The organism is Kitasatospora sp. NPDC059673 (assembly GCF_042734215.1).
Taxonomy (GTDB): domain Bacteria; phylum Actinomycetota; class Actinomycetes; order Streptomycetales; family Streptomycetaceae; genus Kitasatospora.
Map to the genome: position 1 here is coordinate 19,744 of NZ_JBHWEN010000005.1, position 15,509 is coordinate 35,252.

The 15,509-nt window shown below is 72.4% G+C and carries 11 protein-coding genes and 1 tRNA gene; 7 read left to right on the forward strand and 5 right to left on the reverse strand.

Translation table 11 applies throughout. From position 1 onward, the window contains the following. Nucleotides 1–7 precede the first annotated feature (7 nt). The gene (locus ACFV18_RS08015; RefSeq protein WP_380480469.1) at nt 8–697 is read right to left on the reverse strand and encodes a hypothetical protein; all 690 of its coding nucleotides are present in this window, start codon (nt 695–697) and stop codon (nt 8–10) included. A 335-nt stretch (nt 698–1,032) separates the two neighbouring features. Between ACFV18_RS08015 and ACFV18_RS08020 the strand changes: the two genes are divergently transcribed. Beyond that, nucleotides 1,033–2,979, forward strand: coding sequence for a transglycosylase domain-containing protein (locus ACFV18_RS08020; protein ID WP_380480471.1), 1,947 nt, complete (start codon nt 1,033–1,035; stop codon nt 2,977–2,979). Nucleotides 2,980–3,002: 23 nt separating this feature from the next. Here ACFV18_RS08020 and ACFV18_RS08025 read toward each other — a convergent pair whose 3' ends face one another. Further along, a complete protein-coding gene (locus ACFV18_RS08025) occupies nt 3,003–4,406 on the reverse strand; it encodes a hypothetical protein (protein ID WP_380480473.1) in 1,404 nt (467 codons plus the stop codon). Between the two features lie 127 nt (nt 4,407–4,533). Beyond that, complete coding sequence (locus tag ACFV18_RS08030; RefSeq protein WP_380480475.1) at nt 4,534–6,381, reverse strand: hypothetical protein; 1,848 nt, start codon at nt 6,379–6,381, stop codon at nt 4,534–4,536. A gap of 236 nt (nt 6,382–6,617) precedes the next feature. Here ACFV18_RS08030 and ACFV18_RS08035 point away from each other — a divergent pair, with 236 nt between their 5' ends. Both ACFV18_RS08035 and ACFV18_RS08040 read left to right on the forward strand, forming a co-directional pair. After that, nucleotides 6,618–7,898 (forward strand): alpha/beta hydrolase family protein, encoded by a 1,281-nt coding sequence (locus ACFV18_RS08035; RefSeq protein ID WP_380480477.1) that lies wholly within the window; start codon nt 6,618–6,620, stop codon nt 7,896–7,898. A gap of 134 nt (nt 7,899–8,032) precedes the next feature. Then, on the forward strand, nt 8,033–10,432 hold the full coding sequence (locus ACFV18_RS08040) for a glycoside hydrolase family 2 protein (protein WP_380480479.1): 2,400 nt from the start codon (nt 8,033–8,035) through the stop codon (nt 10,430–10,432). An 88-nt stretch (nt 10,433–10,520) separates the two neighbouring features. Here ACFV18_RS08040 and ACFV18_RS08045 read toward each other — a convergent pair whose 3' ends face one another. After that, nucleotides 10,521–11,429: an aldo/keto reductase gene (locus ACFV18_RS08045; protein ID WP_380480481.1), complete on the reverse strand. Its 909-nt coding sequence runs from the start codon at nt 11,427–11,429 to the stop codon at nt 10,521–10,523. A gap of 318 nt (nt 11,430–11,747) precedes the next feature. Between ACFV18_RS08045 and ACFV18_RS08050 the strand changes: the two genes are divergently transcribed. The 3 genes from ACFV18_RS08050 (at nt 11,748) to ACFV18_RS08060 (ending at nt 14,145) form a co-directional block, all read left to right on the forward strand. Then, a complete protein-coding gene (locus ACFV18_RS08050; RefSeq protein WP_380480483.1) occupies nt 11,748–12,413 on the forward strand; it encodes a DedA family protein in 666 nt (221 codons plus the stop codon). A gap of 161 nt (nt 12,414–12,574) precedes the next feature. Next, nucleotides 12,575–13,258, forward strand: a complete 684-nt coding sequence (locus ACFV18_RS08055) for an O-methyltransferase (RefSeq protein WP_380480485.1) — start codon at nt 12,575–12,577, stop codon at nt 13,256–13,258. A gap of 5 nt (nt 13,259–13,263) precedes the next feature. Then, the gene (locus ACFV18_RS08060) at nt 13,264–14,145 is read left to right on the forward strand and encodes a Gfo/Idh/MocA family oxidoreductase (RefSeq protein ID WP_380480487.1); all 882 of its coding nucleotides are present in this window, start codon (nt 13,264–13,266) and stop codon (nt 14,143–14,145) included. Between the two features lie 3 nt (nt 14,146–14,148). Here ACFV18_RS08060 and ACFV18_RS08065 read toward each other — a convergent pair whose 3' ends face one another. Beyond that, nucleotides 14,149–15,237 carry a hypothetical protein gene (locus ACFV18_RS08065; RefSeq protein ID WP_380480489.1) on the reverse strand — a complete coding sequence of 363 codons (1,089 nt, stop codon included), beginning with the start codon at nt 15,235–15,237 and terminating at the stop codon, nt 14,149–14,151. A gap of 128 nt (nt 15,238–15,365) precedes the next feature. On the opposite strand from ACFV18_RS08065, the gene ACFV18_RS08070 reads away from it, so the two are divergent. Beyond that, nucleotides 15,366–15,449, forward strand: a tRNA-Leu gene (locus ACFV18_RS08070). Nucleotides 15,450–15,509 lie beyond the last annotated feature (60 nt).

Here is a 15,509-nt window from a genome sequence, read left to right on the forward strand (position 1 = left end):
CGATCGGTCAAATGTCCTGTCGGCAGTGGAAGATGACCAGATCGAGCCAGTACCGCTGATCCGCGCCGATCCGGCCCGGCGGCAGGGAGAGCAGCCACTGCGTCAACTCCGCGCCCACCTCCAGTTCGCCGTAGAAGCCGAACTTCAGGTCGAGCACCTCGCCCTGGGGCAGCCACCGCTCCAGCGCGTCGGCGAGGTGCCGGTCGGCCGTCACGGTCGCGGTGTCCGCCCAGGTGCGCAGCCACGGGGTGAGGGTGCCGGTCGTCGTGGCCACCGTCTCCAGGACCTCCGGCACGCTCCTCGGCGGCTCGGGGTCCTCCAGGGTGGCGGACCACCAGGCGTCCAGCACCTCGGTGACCAGCTCGGCGTGCGGCCACTCCCGCCATCGGGCAGTGAGCAGGCGGCTGGCGATCAAGGGGCCGTCCGCGATCAGTCGACCGGTCGAGAACTCCCGCAGGATGCGCGGTGCGAGCCGCCGGTACAGGGTGGGGAAGTCGTCCCACAGGTCCCAGCTCTTCATGGCGGCCCGGCGCAGCAGCTCGTTCGGTACCAGGTCCGCGGGGCCGGTCAGCAGGGCGAAGTCCTGGGCGGTCCAGCAGTGTTCGCAGCCGTGCACCGGCGGTCCGGGTCGGGTGGTCGAACCGGCGGCGTCGAGGGCGTCCAGGGCGTGGTGCAGGCGCAGCTGTGCGGTCGTCATGGTTCCTGCCAGGGGGACTCCGCCGGTGCGAGCGGCGAAGATCGCGACGTTACCAGGGGTGGTGGCCGGTCGGCGAGCGTGGTGATGATCACACCGGATGGGCCGAGACCTGAGGGTTGCCGGGCGCGTCCACAGTAGGCGGGAGAGATTTGCCAATCGAGCAGATCGGGGAACGCATGGTGTCCGGCGAGCCGAGCGAAGCGGTCGGGGCAGCGGAAACGGAAGCGGACGGGCCGGCGGTACGCGCCAGGCGACGGCCCGCCCGCACACCGAAGTCGAGACCGCGTCGGGACGCGGGACGCGAGGGTGCGGATCGTCGCGGCGCGCGGCGCTGGGTGTCGAAGCTGCGGCCGGACTACCCGCGCACCGGCCGCAGCGGCTTACGGCGCTGGCTCCCGTCCTGGCGTCAACTGCTGCTGCTGGCAACGGGGGGCATCGCCCTGCTCGCGGTCGCGGCTGTGGTGATGTACATACGGACGGACATTCCCAAGGATCTCAACGCCTTCGCCACTCAGCAGAACAACGTCTTCTACTGGGCGGACGGCACCGAGATGGCGCGCACCGGCCTGGTCAACCGGCAGGACGTGCCGCTGGACCAGGTGCCCGAGCACGTGCAGTGGGCGGTGCTCGCGGCCGAGAACGAGAACTTCTACTCCGACCCCGGCATCTCGTTCAAGGGCATCGCCCGGGCGTTCTACCGGATGGGCTCGGGCGGTGACACCCAGGGCGGCTCCACCATCACCCAGCAGTACGTGAAGAACGCCTACCTGAACCAGCGGCAGAACTTCTCCCGCAAGCTCGACGAGGCGTTCATCGCCATCAAGCTGGACCAGCAGGTCAGGAAGCAGGACATCCTCAGCGGCTACCTGAACATCAGCTGGTTCGGCCGCGGCAGCTACGGCATCGAGCGGGCCGCACAGGCCTACTACGGCAAGGACGTGTCCCAACTCGACGCCAGTGAAGGCGCGTTCCTGGCCGCCGTACTGAAGGGCGCCTCGCTGTACGACCCCGCGCTCGGCGGCGAGAACCGGGACCGGGCGGTGGAACGGTGGGCGTGGATCCTGGACCGGATGGTCAAGATCGGGAAGCTGTCCGCCGAGGAACGGGCCCGCTACACCGTCTTCCCCGAGCCGCAGGCCCCGCCGCAACAGGCCGGCCTGCGCGGGCAGACCGGCTACCTGGTGGACCTGGCGAAGAGCTACGCGCAGAGCCACGCCGACATCTCCCCGGCCCAGTTCGACCTCGGCGGCTACCAGATCTACACCACCTTCGAGAAGCCCCGGCAGACCGCGCTCACCCAGGCCGTCCAGGACGCCGCGAAGAACCTCGACCCCGAGCATCGCCCCGCCGACCAGAACGTCCACCTCGGCGCGGCCTCCGTCAACGCGGACGGCCGCATCCTGGCCGTCTACGGCGGACCCGACTACCTGAAACAGGGCTTCAACAACGCCAACACCGTGAACGTGCCCGCCGGTTCGGCCTTCACCCCGCTCGTGTACGCCGCCGGGCTCGACCAGGGTGTCCAACGCGAACGGCAGCGGCCCAGGGCGCCGGTACAGCCCACCACCAGCTACAACGGCGACAACGGCATCGACCTGCAAACCCCCGAAGGGCCGTACTGGGCGCGGGACGGCAAGAAGGCCAAGGCCGCCAACGACGGCGAACGCAGCTGGGGCCCGATCAGCCTGCGGACCGCCGTCGAACAGTCCGTCAACGGCCCGATGCAGCAACTCGGCATGGACGTCGGCCTCGACAACGTCCGCAAGAGCGCCCTCGGCTTCGGACTGCTCCCCGACAGCATGGGCGACCTGACCCCCGGCTTCTCGCTCGGCAACTCCACCCCCAGCGCGATCCGGCTCGCCGACGCCTACACCGCCTTCGGCGGGCAGGGCATGCGCACCGACCCGTACTCCGTCGACCGGATCAGCCGCAACGGCGCCGACCTCGCCGTCGAACGGCCCACCGCCGTCCGGGCCGTCCCCGTGCGCGTCGCCACCGACGTGGACAACGCGCTGCGCGGGGCGGTCAAGGACGGCACCGGCAAGGAAGTCGGCCAGGCCGTCCCCGGCGCCGCCGGAAAGACCGGCGTCAACCAGGCCCGGACAGCGGGGTGGTTCGTCGGCTACCGGGGCGCGGTCACCACCGCCGTCTCGCTCTTCCGGATGGACCCGAAGACCCTGGAACTCCTCCCCCTGGCCGGGGTGGCCGGCGCCGCCCCGACCACCCCCGACTACACCGTCCCCGCCGGAATCTGGACCGCCTACACGAAGGCGGCGGGCTGACTGTGCGGACGGCTGCCTGACGGCTACTTGAGGTACGTCGGCCAGTCCGGCGCCTGGGCCGGATCGAGCCGGCGGAGCTGGTCCAGGACCTTCGGGTCCTGGGCATCCAGCCAGTCGGCGAGCTCCTTGAACGACACGCAGCGCACGTCCTGCTTCTTGCAGACGGCCTTCATCACGTCCTCGACCGCCTGCATGTAGATGCCGCCGTTCCAGGTCTCGAAGTGGTTCCCGATGAACAGCGGCGCCCGGCTGCCGTTGTAGACCCGGGCGAACCCGTCCAGATAACCCTCGCGGGTCTGCTTCTCCCAGGCCCGGTACTTCCTCGGATCGCCCTGGGTGCTGTCGCCGGACTGATTGGCAAGGAAGTTGAAGTCCATCGACAGCACCTGGGTGTCGCCGAACGGCAGCAACTGGAGCGGAAAGTTCCACACCCCGCCGTTCTTCGCCGGCCACACCTGGAACTCCCCCGGGGAACTCGCGTCATACCGCCAACCGAGCGCCTTCTCGGCCGGGATCAGGTTCTTCTGCCCCTCCAGGCACGGGGCCCGGCCGCCCGCGAGATCCTTGCGATAGTCGAACGGCAGCGGTGCCTGGTCGGCGAACCCGGTGTTCGTCTTCCAGTCGGTGACGAACGAGATCGCCTGGTCGATCTCGCTGCGCCACTCCTCGGTGCTCCAGTTGCCGCCGCCCTTCGGGCCGCAGAAGTGGCCGTTGAAGTGCGTGCCGATCTCGTCGCCGTCCCGCCAGGCCAGCCGCAACTGCTCCAGCGTCTCCTTCACGTGTTGACCGGTGGGGAAGGAGATGGCGGCGCTGCCCGGGTCGTGCTGCGGCGGCCGATAGAGCCCGTGCTTCGCCTCCGGGAGCAAGTAGATCCCAGTTAGGAAGAAGGTCATGGTCGCGTTGTTCTCCTTGGCCAGCTTCCGGAACCGGGAGAACAGGTGGTCGTCGTTCTCCAGCGCGCCGTCCCAGGAGAACACCACGAACTGCGGTGGCTTCTCCCCGGGTTTGAGCTTCTCGATCTTCAGCTGATTGGGCTGCGGCCCCGTGTCCGAGGTGGAGCCGTCCCCCAGCACCTTCACCTTGCCGTCCCAGGAGGGCGACGGGGAGGGGCTCGGCGTCGCCGAGGCGGTACCCGGCGCCGTCGTCTCCGGGCCGCTCGTGGAGAACGACTGCTGCGCCGGGGCACTACTGCCGCCGGTGGTCAGCCCCACCGCGAGCGCGGTGACCGCCCCGACAGCCACCACACCCGCCGCGACCTGACCCACTCTGACCCGCCCCTTGCCGCCCGCACGCCCGCCGTCCGTCATCACTCGCCGTCCCCTCCGCCACACGGCCGCCCGGCTGGCAGGCCGTCCTGTTGATATGACGATCGGGAAGATCGAAATGGTTACGGAGCTGGCGGATTCGATGAAGTGACGGATCGTCATATGGCCGACTGTGGGCGGGAGTTGTGCATCTCTCGTAGTGGCGTTGGGTGGGTTTGACGTACGCGTGTCCTGCTGTCCGGCCTCGGACTGGCCGCGCGAGATCGCGGCAGGGGTCGGTCGGCGGTCGTCATTGGGCGAGCAAGGACAGGGCCAGGGTGCGGAGTTGGTGGTCGGTGTGGCCGCCTCCGGTGGGGGCGAGGGGGTCGTCCGGGGTGAGGCGGTGGGGGGAGAAGGCCAGGGCGCGGAGGGTGGGGCGCAGGGGGTCGGGGAGGGGGCCGGTGGTGGCGAGGGAGCGGAGGGCGGAGAGGCCCAGGGCGGTGGGGGTGATCAGGGTGGCCAGTGCGGGAGTTGCCAGGGTGGGGGAGCCGGACAGGTGGTGGTGGGCGTCGGCGGCGGCGAATCGGGTGTGGTCGCGGGCGGTCAGCAGTGGTTCGAGCAGCGGCAGGAGCGTTGCGGCCGCCGGACCGAGGGAGGACAACTCGTCGGCGTCCCAGTGGGGTTGGGGCGAGGCGGTGAGCAGCTCGCGAAACGCGGCGAGCGCGGGTTCGGCGTCTCCGGTCAGGCGGTGGTGGGCGACGGTGGCGGCGATCCGCAGTGGCGAGTCCTCGCTGTGAGTGGCGGTGGCGAGGGCGTGGAGCACCTCCGGGCCGGGGTCGCCGAGCCGGCCGAGCGCCCGGGCTGCGGCGGTGGCGGCGTAGCGGGTGCCGGTGTGCAGGCAGCTGAGCAGTTCGGGCACGGCTGCGCGGGCGGGCTCGCCGAGGGCGGGGAGGGCGGCGATCAGGTGCAGGTCGGCAGCGGTGGCGAGCCGGTGGCGGATCAGTGGGACCAGCCGGTCGGCTGCCGTGGGCATCAACCTGGCTGCCTCGGCGAGCAGTTGAGGGTCGGAGTGGGCCGACAGCAGGTCCAGGGCGCGCGGGTCGCGGGCGCGGACCAGGCCGAGCAGGGCGGACGGGTCGGTGGCCGCGTGGGCGAAGAGGGTGTCCCGCAGGGTGTCGTGCGGGGCGGGCAGGCGCTCGATCCAGTGGGCGATGGTGCGCAGGTGCGCGGTGGGGCCGTCGTGCTGGTGCGGGAGGGCGGCCAACAGCAGGTCCAGCACCTCGAGTTCGCGGTCGCGCCAGGTCTCGACGATCCGTTCGGCCAGCCAGGAGCCCCGGCTGCCCTGGTCGCCCGCGGCGATCCAGCGGGCCGCGACCGCCAGTGCCGCGTCCGGATCGCGGGCCAGCAGCCGGGTCAGCCGGTCGTCCAGGGTGCGGCCGTCCGCCCACGGCATGTCCCACGGCGGGCGCGCACCGTCGAGGCAGAAGGCCTCCACCACCTCGGGCGGGTACGGCGGGCCGCCGCGCTCGGCCGCCAACACGGCTGCCGCCAGCCGCACTTCGGGCAGCGGGTCGGCGAACGCGGACGGCGCCCGTCCCAGCGCGCCCAGGGTCAGCGCGCCGAGGGTCAGCAGCGCGTCGCCCCGCACCTCGGGCACGGCGTCCCTCTCGAACAGTTCACTCACCCGGGCCGTGACCTCGGTGGCCAGGTGCGACGACAGCAGATCGGCGACGGCGGCGACCACCCGCAGGGCGGCCTGCCGGAGCTCCGGATCGGCGCCGTCCAGGCAGGGCAGCAGCTCGGGCAGCACCCGGCACAGCTCCACGCAGACCCCGGACACCGGGCCGCGCTCCCAGCGGGCCGAGCCGACAAGTTCCGGCTCGTGATCGGCCATCATCGCGAGCAGCAGCAGCACATCGACGGGCCGGCCGGTGCCGTGCCGGGCGGCGTGCGCGAGGAACGGCACGGCGGGGCCGGAGGCCGAACAGACGTCGCCCTGGTGTAGGACCGTGCCGAACAGCTCGTGCACCGCCTCGTCCACCGTTGCCGCCCGAGCCGCGTACAGGGCGCCGATCAGCTCGGGGACGTCCTCGGCCGAGCCGTACGCGTGCGAGAGTTCGGCCCAGGGGACCTGGTCGAGTTCGTCCGGCGACCTCATGCTGCGCACTCCTCGGTGGATGGGGTGCGACCGACGCTATCCGCTGGTCAGGACAGCGGTGCCGGTGGCGGTGGGTCCGGCCCGTGAGCGCCCTCGGTATCAGTGACCGCAGGAGTGTCATACCGGGGTAGCCCCGGCGAGTTGGCTCCGCAGGACGACGGCTTCGCACCCGCCCCGCCCGTACCTTCTCTCCCGTGCCGAGGAACGCACCGAGGACGAGAGCAGGGGGACGGACGATGCGCAAGCGGGGACGAGCGACGGCGGCAGTGGTGCTGGCCGCGACGGTGGCACTGGGGGTGGCCGCCGCTCCCGGCGCGGTGGCGGTGGGCAAGGCCCCGGCCGGGCAGTTGGCGACAGCGGCGCTGCCGGTGCCCACCGGACCGTACGCGGTCGGCACCACCAGCGTGCACCTGGTCGAGCAGGGCCGGGAGGACCCGTGGAAGGCCGGACGGCCGCGCGAGCTGATGATCAGCCTCTGGTACCCGACCGGCCGGGCGCCGCTCGGCAGCGCACGGGCGCCGTACATGACCCCCGACGCGGGGGCGCACTTCGGCAGTGCCGGGAGCGCCACACAGATGAACCAGGGCTTCGAACCCGGCCGCACCGACTGGTCGGGCGTACGCACCCACGCCCGCACCGACGCGCCCGCGCTGCCCGGCCGGGCCCGGCCGGTGGTGCTGTACTCGGCGGGGCTGGGCGACCCGCGCACCTGGGGCACCGGCCTGGTGGAGGACCTGGCCTCGCGGGGCTACGTGGTGGTGACCATCGACCACACCTGGGAGGCGTCCGAAGTGTCCCTCCCGAACGGCGAGTTGGCCACCTCGGTGTTCCCGGAGCTGGCCAAGGACCCGAACCCGAACCTCGACGTCGGCGCGCTGCTGCGCAAGATGCTCAACACCCGGGTCGATGACACCAGGTTCGTCCTCGACCAGCTGGCCCACCTGAAGTGCTCCGGCACCCTGCCGCCCGGCGTCGGCGCCGCACTCGACCTCGACCGGATCGGCATGGTCGGCCACTCCGGCGGCGGCGCCACCGCCCTCCAGACCATGCACGACGACCCCCGGATCGACGCGGCCGTCAACATGGACGGCCAACTGCACTTCCCCGGCCCGGACGGGCGGACCGGCGTCTTTCCGGCCGACGTGGCCGAGAAGGGCCTGGACCGGCCGTTCCTGCTGCTCGGCACCCGGAGCGACGACTCCGGCCCCTACCGGCAGCAGCCCGGCTGGGACGCCCTGTGGCGCCACAGCACCGGCTGGCACGCCGACTTCACCCTCGACGGCTCCCGCCACGGCTCGTACACCGACGCCGAATCCCTGCTGCCGCAACTCGCCGACCAGGGCGCGATCTCCGCCGACGCGCTGCGCGGCGACATCGGCGAGGTCCGACCCGACCGGGCGGTGCTCGCGACCCGCACCTACGTGGCCGGCTTCTTCGACCGCTGGCTGCGCGGCCACGACGACCACCTGCTGGACGGCCCCTCGGCGAGCTTCCCGGAGATGGTGTACGAGCCCTGACCGCAGACACCGACCGGTCGGGCCGCCACCCACAGCGTGGGGCGGTGGCGGCCCGACCGGTTCGTGGACAGCTCCGACGGGGCGGGGTTACCGTGCTGCTCGCGCCGCACGTCCGCGATCGAGGAGCCGCCCGGATGATGGACACCACCCCGCTCGACCAGGGCTGGAACCTGCACCACGACGGGGAGTTGCTGCCCGCCGCGGTGCCCGGCTGCGTGCACACCGACCTGCTGGCGGCCGGGCTGATCCCCGATCCGTACCTGGACGCGAACGAACTGGAGGTGGCCTGGGTCGGCCGCCGCGACTGGACGTACACCCTCGACCTGCCCGCGCACGGCAGCACCCACGAGCGCACCGACCTGGTCTTCGACGGCCTGGACACCGTCGCCACCGTCACCCTCGGCGGCACCGTCCTCGGCACCACCCGGAACATGCACCGCCGTCACCGCTTCGACGCCACCGGCCTGGCAGGCGAGTTGACGGTACGTCTCACCAGCGCCTACACGGAGGCCGAGCGGGTCCGCGGCATCGTCGGCGAGCGGCCCAACGAGTACCCCGAGCCGTTCCAGTACATCCGCAAGATGGCCAGCAGCTTCGGCTGGGACTGGGGCCCGACACTGCCCACCGCCGGCATCTGGAAGCCCGTCCGCCTCGAGCACTGGTCCACCGCCAGGATCGCGACCGTCCGCCCCCTGATCACCGCCGACGGCACCACCGGCCGGATCGAACTGCACCTCACCGTCGAACGCACCACCACCGGCACCGGCCGCCCGCTCACCGCCCGCGCCACCGTCGCCGGTGCGCAGGCAGCGGTGACCTTCGACGGCGACACCGTCGTGCTCGTGCTGGAAGCCCCCGAGGTCGAACGGTGGTGGCCGCGCGGCTACGGCGACCAGACCCGCTACCGACTCGCCGTCACACTCGCCGACGGCGACACCCAACTCGACACCTGGCAACGGCAGATCGGCTTCCGCACAGTCGAGCTGCACCGCACCCCCGACGCCACCGGCACCCCCTTCACCCTGGCCGTCAACGGCGAGCCGCTGTTCGTCCGCGGCGCCAACTGGATCCCCGACGACACCCTGATCACCCGCGTCACCCCCGCCCGCTACCGCACCCGCCTGCAACAAGCCGTGGACGCCAACATCGACCTGATCCGCGTCTGGGGCGGCGGCATCTACGAACAGGACGCGTTCTACGACCTCTGCGACGAACTCGGCCTGCTGGTCTGGCAGGACTTCCCGTTCGCCTGCGCCGCCTACCCCGAGGAACAGCCACTGCGCGGCGAGATCGAGGCCGAGGCCCGCGACAACGTGGTCCGCCTGATGCCGCACCCCTCCCTGGTGCTGTGGAACGGCAACAACGAGAACCAGTGGGGCTTCCGCGACTGGGGCTGGGAGGAGAAGCTGAACGGCGACTCCTGGGGCGAGGGCTACTACCTCGGCCTGCTGCCCCGGATCGTCGCCGAACTCGACCCCACCCGCCCGTACAGCGCCGGCAGCCCCTGGTCTGGCAGCTGGGACCACCACCCCAACGACCCCGACCACGGCACCCACCACTCCTGGGACGTGTGGAACCGCCAGGACTTCGCCGAATACCGCGCCAACGTCCCCCGCTTCGTCGCCGAATTCGGCTGGCAGGCCCCGCCCACCCACGCCACCCTGCGCCGCGCCCTGCCCGGCGAGACCCTCGCCGCCGACTCGCCCGGCATGCTGCACCACCAGAAGGCCGGCGACGGCAACGGCAAACTCCGCCGGGGCCTGGAACGGCACTTCGACGTCCCCACCGACTTCGACCGCTGGCACTACCTCACCCAGGTCGTCCAGGCCCGCGCCATCGCCACCGGCATCGAACACTGGCGCTCCCACTGGCCGCACTGCGCCGGCACCATCGTCTGGCAGCTCAACGACTGCTGGCCGGTCTCCTCCTGGGCCGCCATCGACGGCGACGGCCGGCTGAAGCCCCTGCACCACGAACTGCGCCGCCTGTACGCCGACCGGCTGCTCACCCTCCAGCCCGCCGACCGCGACGGCGCACCCCGCGCCGCCCTGATCAACCAGTCCGCCGAACCATGGAACACCACCCTCCGCCTGCGCCGCCTCGACACCACCGGCCGGCTGCTCGCCGAACACACCGAAAAGCTCACCGTCCCGCCGCGCGCGGTCCGTCAACTCCCGCTGCCGGACGGGCTGTTGACGGACGAGGGAGCGACCGAGGAGTTTCTGGTGGCGGACGCCGACGGCCTGCGCGCCGTGCACCTCCCCGTCCCCGACAAGCAGTTCGCCTACCCGCAGCCCGAGTTCGACCTCGACGTGACGCAGAGCGGGGACGGCGCGGTGGACGTCCGGATCACCGCCCGCACGCTGCTCCGCGACCTGCTGCTCCAGCCCGACCGCCTGCACCCCGCCGCCACCGCCGACCGGGGCCTGACCACACTGCTGCCCGGCGAGAACCTGACCGTCCGGGTGCACGGCGCGGGCAGCCCGAGCGCCGCGCAGGTCCGGGCCGCGCTGTTCTGCGTCGAGCCGTCGTGAACGCGCGGGTGCGGCCGCCGAGCCGAGAGGCAGTGGCCCGTCCTGTCCTCGGCCCCGCCCTGCACCGTTCCCCGGCCCCGGCGGGTGCTCAGGCTGGCGGCGTGGCGGTGTCCAGCAGGGTGAGTTGGCCGGGTGTCAGGCGGAGTGTCGCGGCGGCGAGGTTTTCGGTGAGGTGGGTGGGGTTGGTGGTGCCCGGGATGGCGAGGACGTGGGGGCCGCGGTGCAGGGTCCAGGCGAGGCGGACCTGGGCGGGGGTGGCGTCGAGTTCGGCGGCGACGGTGGCGACCCGGCGGTCCTGTTCGGTCGCGGCGGCGGCCTCGCGGCGCAGGCCGGCGATGGCGAAGAACGGGACGAAGGCGATCCCCAGCGCGGCGCAGAGGCCGAGCACGCCGGTCTCCTCGGCCCGTCGCCAGTCCAGCCCGAAGGAGTTCTGCACGCACACCACGGGGGCGATCTTCCGCGCCTCCCGGATGTGCTCGGGGCGGACGTTGGACAGCCCGAGGTGCCGGATCAGTCCGGCCTCGCGCAGTTCGGCGAGCGCGCCGTAGTGCTCGGCGACCGAGGCGCAGTCGGGTCCGTTGCGGCGCAGGTTGACCACGTCCAGGTGGTCGCGGCCGAGCTGGCGCAGGTTCTCCTCGACCTGGCCGCGCAGCTCGTCCGGCCGGGCCATGGTCTGCCACTCGCCGGACGGGGTGCGCCCCGGGCCGACCTTGGTGGCCACCACCACCTGGTGGCCCCGCCAGTCGCCGAGCGCCCGGTTGAGGAGCTCGTTGGCGGAGCGCAGCGGCGAGAAGTAGAAGGAGGCCGTGTCGACGTGGTTGACGCCCTGTTCGAACGCGGTGTGCAGGAGCCGGACGGCGTGCCCGCGGTCGATCGGGGCGCCGTCGGAGTTGCCCATCATGCCGTTGCCGGTCAGTCGCATCGCGCCGTAGCCGAGCCGGTTCACCTCCAGATCGCCGAGCCGCCAGGTGCCTGCCGCCGCCGCTGCCGTGGTCATGCGTCCTCCCCGAGGTCCGTACTGTCCTGCTGTTCGGAGACGGAGTATGGGGTGCGCCCGGGGGCCGGGAACAGGCCGGACGGGTGCGCGGAATGTCACCCGCCGATCGGGAACGATTGTGCCGGGGCCGGGAGTTGGACCGGGTGTGAGTGAGCGGGTGCGGGGCGTCCCGAACCCCTGCTGACCTGCGGGTGGGGCAGCCGCTCGGCCTGCGGGCCGGGAGCGGCTAGGCTGGGCCGGCTCGGGCCTTTACCGAAGCTTTCCTGTGCGCCGCCGTGTGTCGGCCACCTGTCCCTGCCCAGACGGAGGTACTCCGCCTTGCACCTCGACCAGTGGATCGAGAGCGTTCCGCCGACCTCGGTGTACGTGATCATCGGTCTGATCATCGGACTGGAGAGCCTGGGTATTCCGCTGCCCGGAGAGATCGCCCTGGTCTCCTCCGCGCTGCTCGCCGCCAAGGGCATCGTCAGCCCGTGGGGCGTCGCCGGCTGCGCGATAGCCGGTGCGATCATCGGCGACTCGATCGGCTACGCGATCGGCCACAAGGGCGGCCGGCCGCTGTTCGAGAAACTCGGCCGCAGGTTCCCCAAGCACTTCGGGCCCGAGCATCTGGCCACCGCCGAGCGCGCGTTCCACCGCTGGGGCATGTGGGCGGTGTTCTTCGGCCGGTTCATCGCACTGCTGCGGATCTTCGCGGGCCCGCTGGCCGGCACCCTGCGGATGCCGTACTGGAAGTTCCTGATCGCCAACGTGCTGGGCGGCGTGGTCTGGGCGGGCGGCACCACGCTGCTGGTGTACCAGGTCGGCAAGGTCGCCGAGAAGTACCTCCAGGGCGCCTCGTACATCGGCCTCGGCGCTGCCGCGGTGTTCGGCGTCGGCTCGGCGCTGGTGCTCAAGTGGCGGGCCAAGAAGTCCCGGGCCGAGCACCCCGAGCAGTCCGGCGGCAAGAGCGGCGAGCCGCTCTCCGAGACGCTCGTCGACTGAACCGCCGGACGCCCGCCCGGCCGAGGCCGCCGTGTCCGCACCGGACGCGGCGGCCTCCTCGCGTCCGGGGGCGGGAGCAGTGGCGGCCTCGTCGCGTCCGGCGCCGTCGGCCGCAGGGCAGGGAGTAGGGTCGCAGCGCGAAGCGATCACGGAGGTGGGGAATGAGCACGCAGGAGAACCCGCAGCAGCTCTGGACGGCGGTGGACGACTGGGCCGCCGCCCGGCTGATCGGCGAGGACGAGGTGCTGGACGCGGCCGTCGAGGCCGCCGACCGGGCCGGGCTGCCGCAGATCGCGGTGGCCGCCAACCAGGGCAAGCTGCTGCACCTGCTGGCCCGGATGCAGGGCGCCCGGCGGATCCTGGAGATCGGCACGCTGGCCGGCTACAGCGCGATCTGGCTGGCCCGCGCCCTGCCCGCCGACGGCACCCTGACCACGCTGGAGATCGACCCGACGCACGCCGAGATCGCCACCGCCAACCTGCGGCGGGCCGGCCTCGCCGACCGGGTCGAGGTCCGGCTCGGCGCGGCCCGCGACACCCTGCGGCAGCTGATCGAGGACGGCGTCGAACCGTACGACCTGGTGTTCGTGGACGCCGACAAGCCGAACATCCCGCACTACCTGGAGGCGTCGCTGGCGCTCACCCGGCCCGGCTCGGTGATCGTGGTCGACAACGTGGTGCGCGGCGGCAGGCTGGCCGAGGAGCAGAGCACCGACGAGGCCGTGCGCGGCGTCCAGCAGCTGCACGAACTGCTCGCCGGGGACAAGCGCTTGGACGCCACCACCGTGCAGACCGTCGGCCGCAAGGGCTACGACGGCTTCACGCTGATCCGGGTGGAGGGCTGAGCACCGTGCGGATCGGACTGCTCGGCACCGGCCCCTGGGCGAGCCTGGTGCACGCCCCGGCGCTGGCCGCCCACCCGGACGTCGAGTTCGCCGGCGTGTGGGGCCGTCGCCCCGAGGCCGCCGCCGAACTCGCCGCGGCCCACGGCGTGCCCGGATACGCGGCGGTGGACGAGCTGCTGGCCGCGGTGGACGCCGTCGCCCTCGCGCTGCCGCCGGACGTGCAGGCCGAGTACGCGGTGCGCGCCGCCGCGGCCGGCCGGCACCTGCTGCTCGACAAGCCGGTCGCCGCGACGGTGGACGCCGCCCGCGCCGTCGAGGACGCGGCCGCCGCGGCCGGTGTCGCCTCGGTGGTGTTCTTCACCGTCCGGTTCACCGGCGCGCAGGGCGACTGGATCGACGAACAGGCCGAGCGGGGCGGCTGGTTCACCGCGCACTGCCACTGGATCGGCTCGGTGTTCACCACCGACAGCCCCTACGCGGCCTCCCCGTGGCGCCAGCAGAAGGGCGCGCTGTGGGACGTCGGCCCGCACGCGTTGTCGGTGCTGATGCCCGCCCTCGGCGACGTCGAACACGTCACCGCCGCGCCCGGCCCCGGCGACACCGCGCACCTGATCCTGCGTCACGCGGGCGGCGCGTCCAGCACCGTCACGCTCAGTCTGACCGCCCCGCCCGAGGCCTCCGCGCTCGGCGCGGGCGCCGAACTGCGCGGCGCCTCCGGTGTGACGCACCTCCCCGACCGGGACGCGCCGGCCACCGCCGCGTACGGCCGCGCCCTGGACGCGCTGCTGGCCTCCGTCGCCTCCGGCACCCCGCACCCGTGCGACGTCCGGTTCGGGCGGCGGGTGGTGGAGGTGCTGGCGCAGGCCGAGGAGCAGCTGCTCCGGTAGCCGTCAGGGGTTGACCGGGCGGCGGTCCGCCGGGCGGCGCGGCGGGATCGGGGTGGCGGGGAAGTCGCGCGGCCCCGTCCACAGCGCCGGTACCGCGTCCGAGCGGCGAGCCAACTCGTAGGCGATCGCCTCGTAGTTGACCCGCCAGCCGCGGAAGTGCGGCCAGGCGTCGGCGATCGGCCGCTCCAGCCGCAGCCCGGCGGCCGTCACCATCGCCACCGCCGCGTCGAACTCCGCGAAGGTCAGCCGGATCGGCTCGTCCGGCTCCGGGTCCGCTTCGAACGGGATCCGCAGCGCGGTCGCGATGTCGCGCAGCGCCGTGAACCCGGCGCGCAGCAGCAGCCGCGCCTCCGGCGGCGCCGAACGCGGGTTCAGCGCCAACTGCATCGCGGCCGCGTCCATCACCGCGATCAGGCCCACCACCCAGTTGCGGTACGGCTGCGGGGAACGGAACGAGATCAGCACCGGGTAGTTGGAGTGCCCTTCTCCGAGATCCGCCGCCAGCCGCTCCCAGTCCCGGTACAGCTCCGGCAGTTCGGCCTCCGTCCCCACCAGCGTCTGCCGGGCCAGCAGTTCCGGCCCCCAGGCCGGCTCGCCCGCCCGCGACTGGAGCAGCGTCACCTCCAACTCCCGCCGGTTGTACGCCGAGTACAGCGTCGGCAGGTAGGCGATCAGCAGCGCGATGATCAGCGGGCCGTTGGCCGCCGCGAGGAAGTCGATCACCGACAGGTGCAGGCGGTCGCCACTGGCGAAACCCAGCGTGAACAGACTCGACCCGGCCTCCCGGAACGCCACGTGCCACGGCAGATCGGACGTCCCTATCAACAGCAGGGTGTAGGCCGCGAGCGTGGACAGCAGCCAGCACCCCAGCATCCCGAGCAGGATCAGCGGTGCCAGCCAGGTCTGCGCCCGGTCGATCGCCCGGTACCCCCCGAACGGCGCCGCCACCGTCCGCACCACCAGCCGCAGCGAGGACCACAGCCGGATCGCCAGCGCCGAGTACAGCCCGCGCGGCACCACCAGCGTCCGCAGAATGCTGGCCGCCGTCCAGACCAGCAGCGCCGCCCCGACCACGGTGAAGATCGCTCTCATGCGGCCATTGTGACGCCCCACCACCCCGCCCCAGGACGACCGACGGGGTGGACGGAGCGCCCCGAAACATGCGGTAAGCTTCTCAGCAGGTCGAACGGAGCAAACGAGCAACCGGCGACTACACCCTTGCGCGGGTGGCGGAATAGGCAGACGCGCTGGATTCAGGTTCCAGTGCCCGAAAGGGCGTGGGGGTTCAACTCCCCCCTCGCGCACAGCGAAGGTCAATTGACCTTGAGGCCGGTCGACTCGACACATGTCGGGTTGACCGGCCT

Bases quoted from the DNA above. Each gene is read 5' to 3' on its own strand.
- ACFV18_RS08065 (WP_380480489.1), bottom strand. From the start codon at position 15,237: ATGAGAGCGATCTTCACCGTGGTCGGGGCGGCGCTGCTGGTCTGGACG.
- ACFV18_RS08045 (WP_380480481.1), bottom strand. From the start codon at position 11,429: ATGACCACGGCAGCGGCGGCGGCAGGCACCTGGCGGCTCGGCGATCTG.
- ACFV18_RS08030 (WP_380480475.1), bottom strand. From the start codon at position 6,381: ATGAGGTCGCCGGACGAACTCGACCAGGTCCCCTGGGCCGAACTCTCG.
- ACFV18_RS08015 (WP_380480469.1), bottom strand. From the start codon at position 697: ATGACGACCGCACAGCTGCGCCTGCACCACGCCCTGGACGCCCTCGAC.
- ACFV18_RS08025 (WP_380480473.1), bottom strand. From the start codon at position 4,406: ATGACGATCCGTCACTTCATCGAATCCGCCAGCTCCGTAACCATTTCG.
- ACFV18_RS08035 (WP_380480477.1), top strand. From the start codon at position 6,618: ATGCGCAAGCGGGGACGAGCGACGGCGGCAGTGGTGCTGGCCGCGACG.
- ACFV18_RS08055 (WP_380480485.1), top strand. From the start codon at position 12,575: ATGAGCACGCAGGAGAACCCGCAGCAGCTCTGGACGGCGGTGGACGAC.
- ACFV18_RS08040 (WP_380480479.1), top strand. From the start codon at position 8,033: ATGATGGACACCACCCCGCTCGACCAGGGCTGGAACCTGCACCACGAC.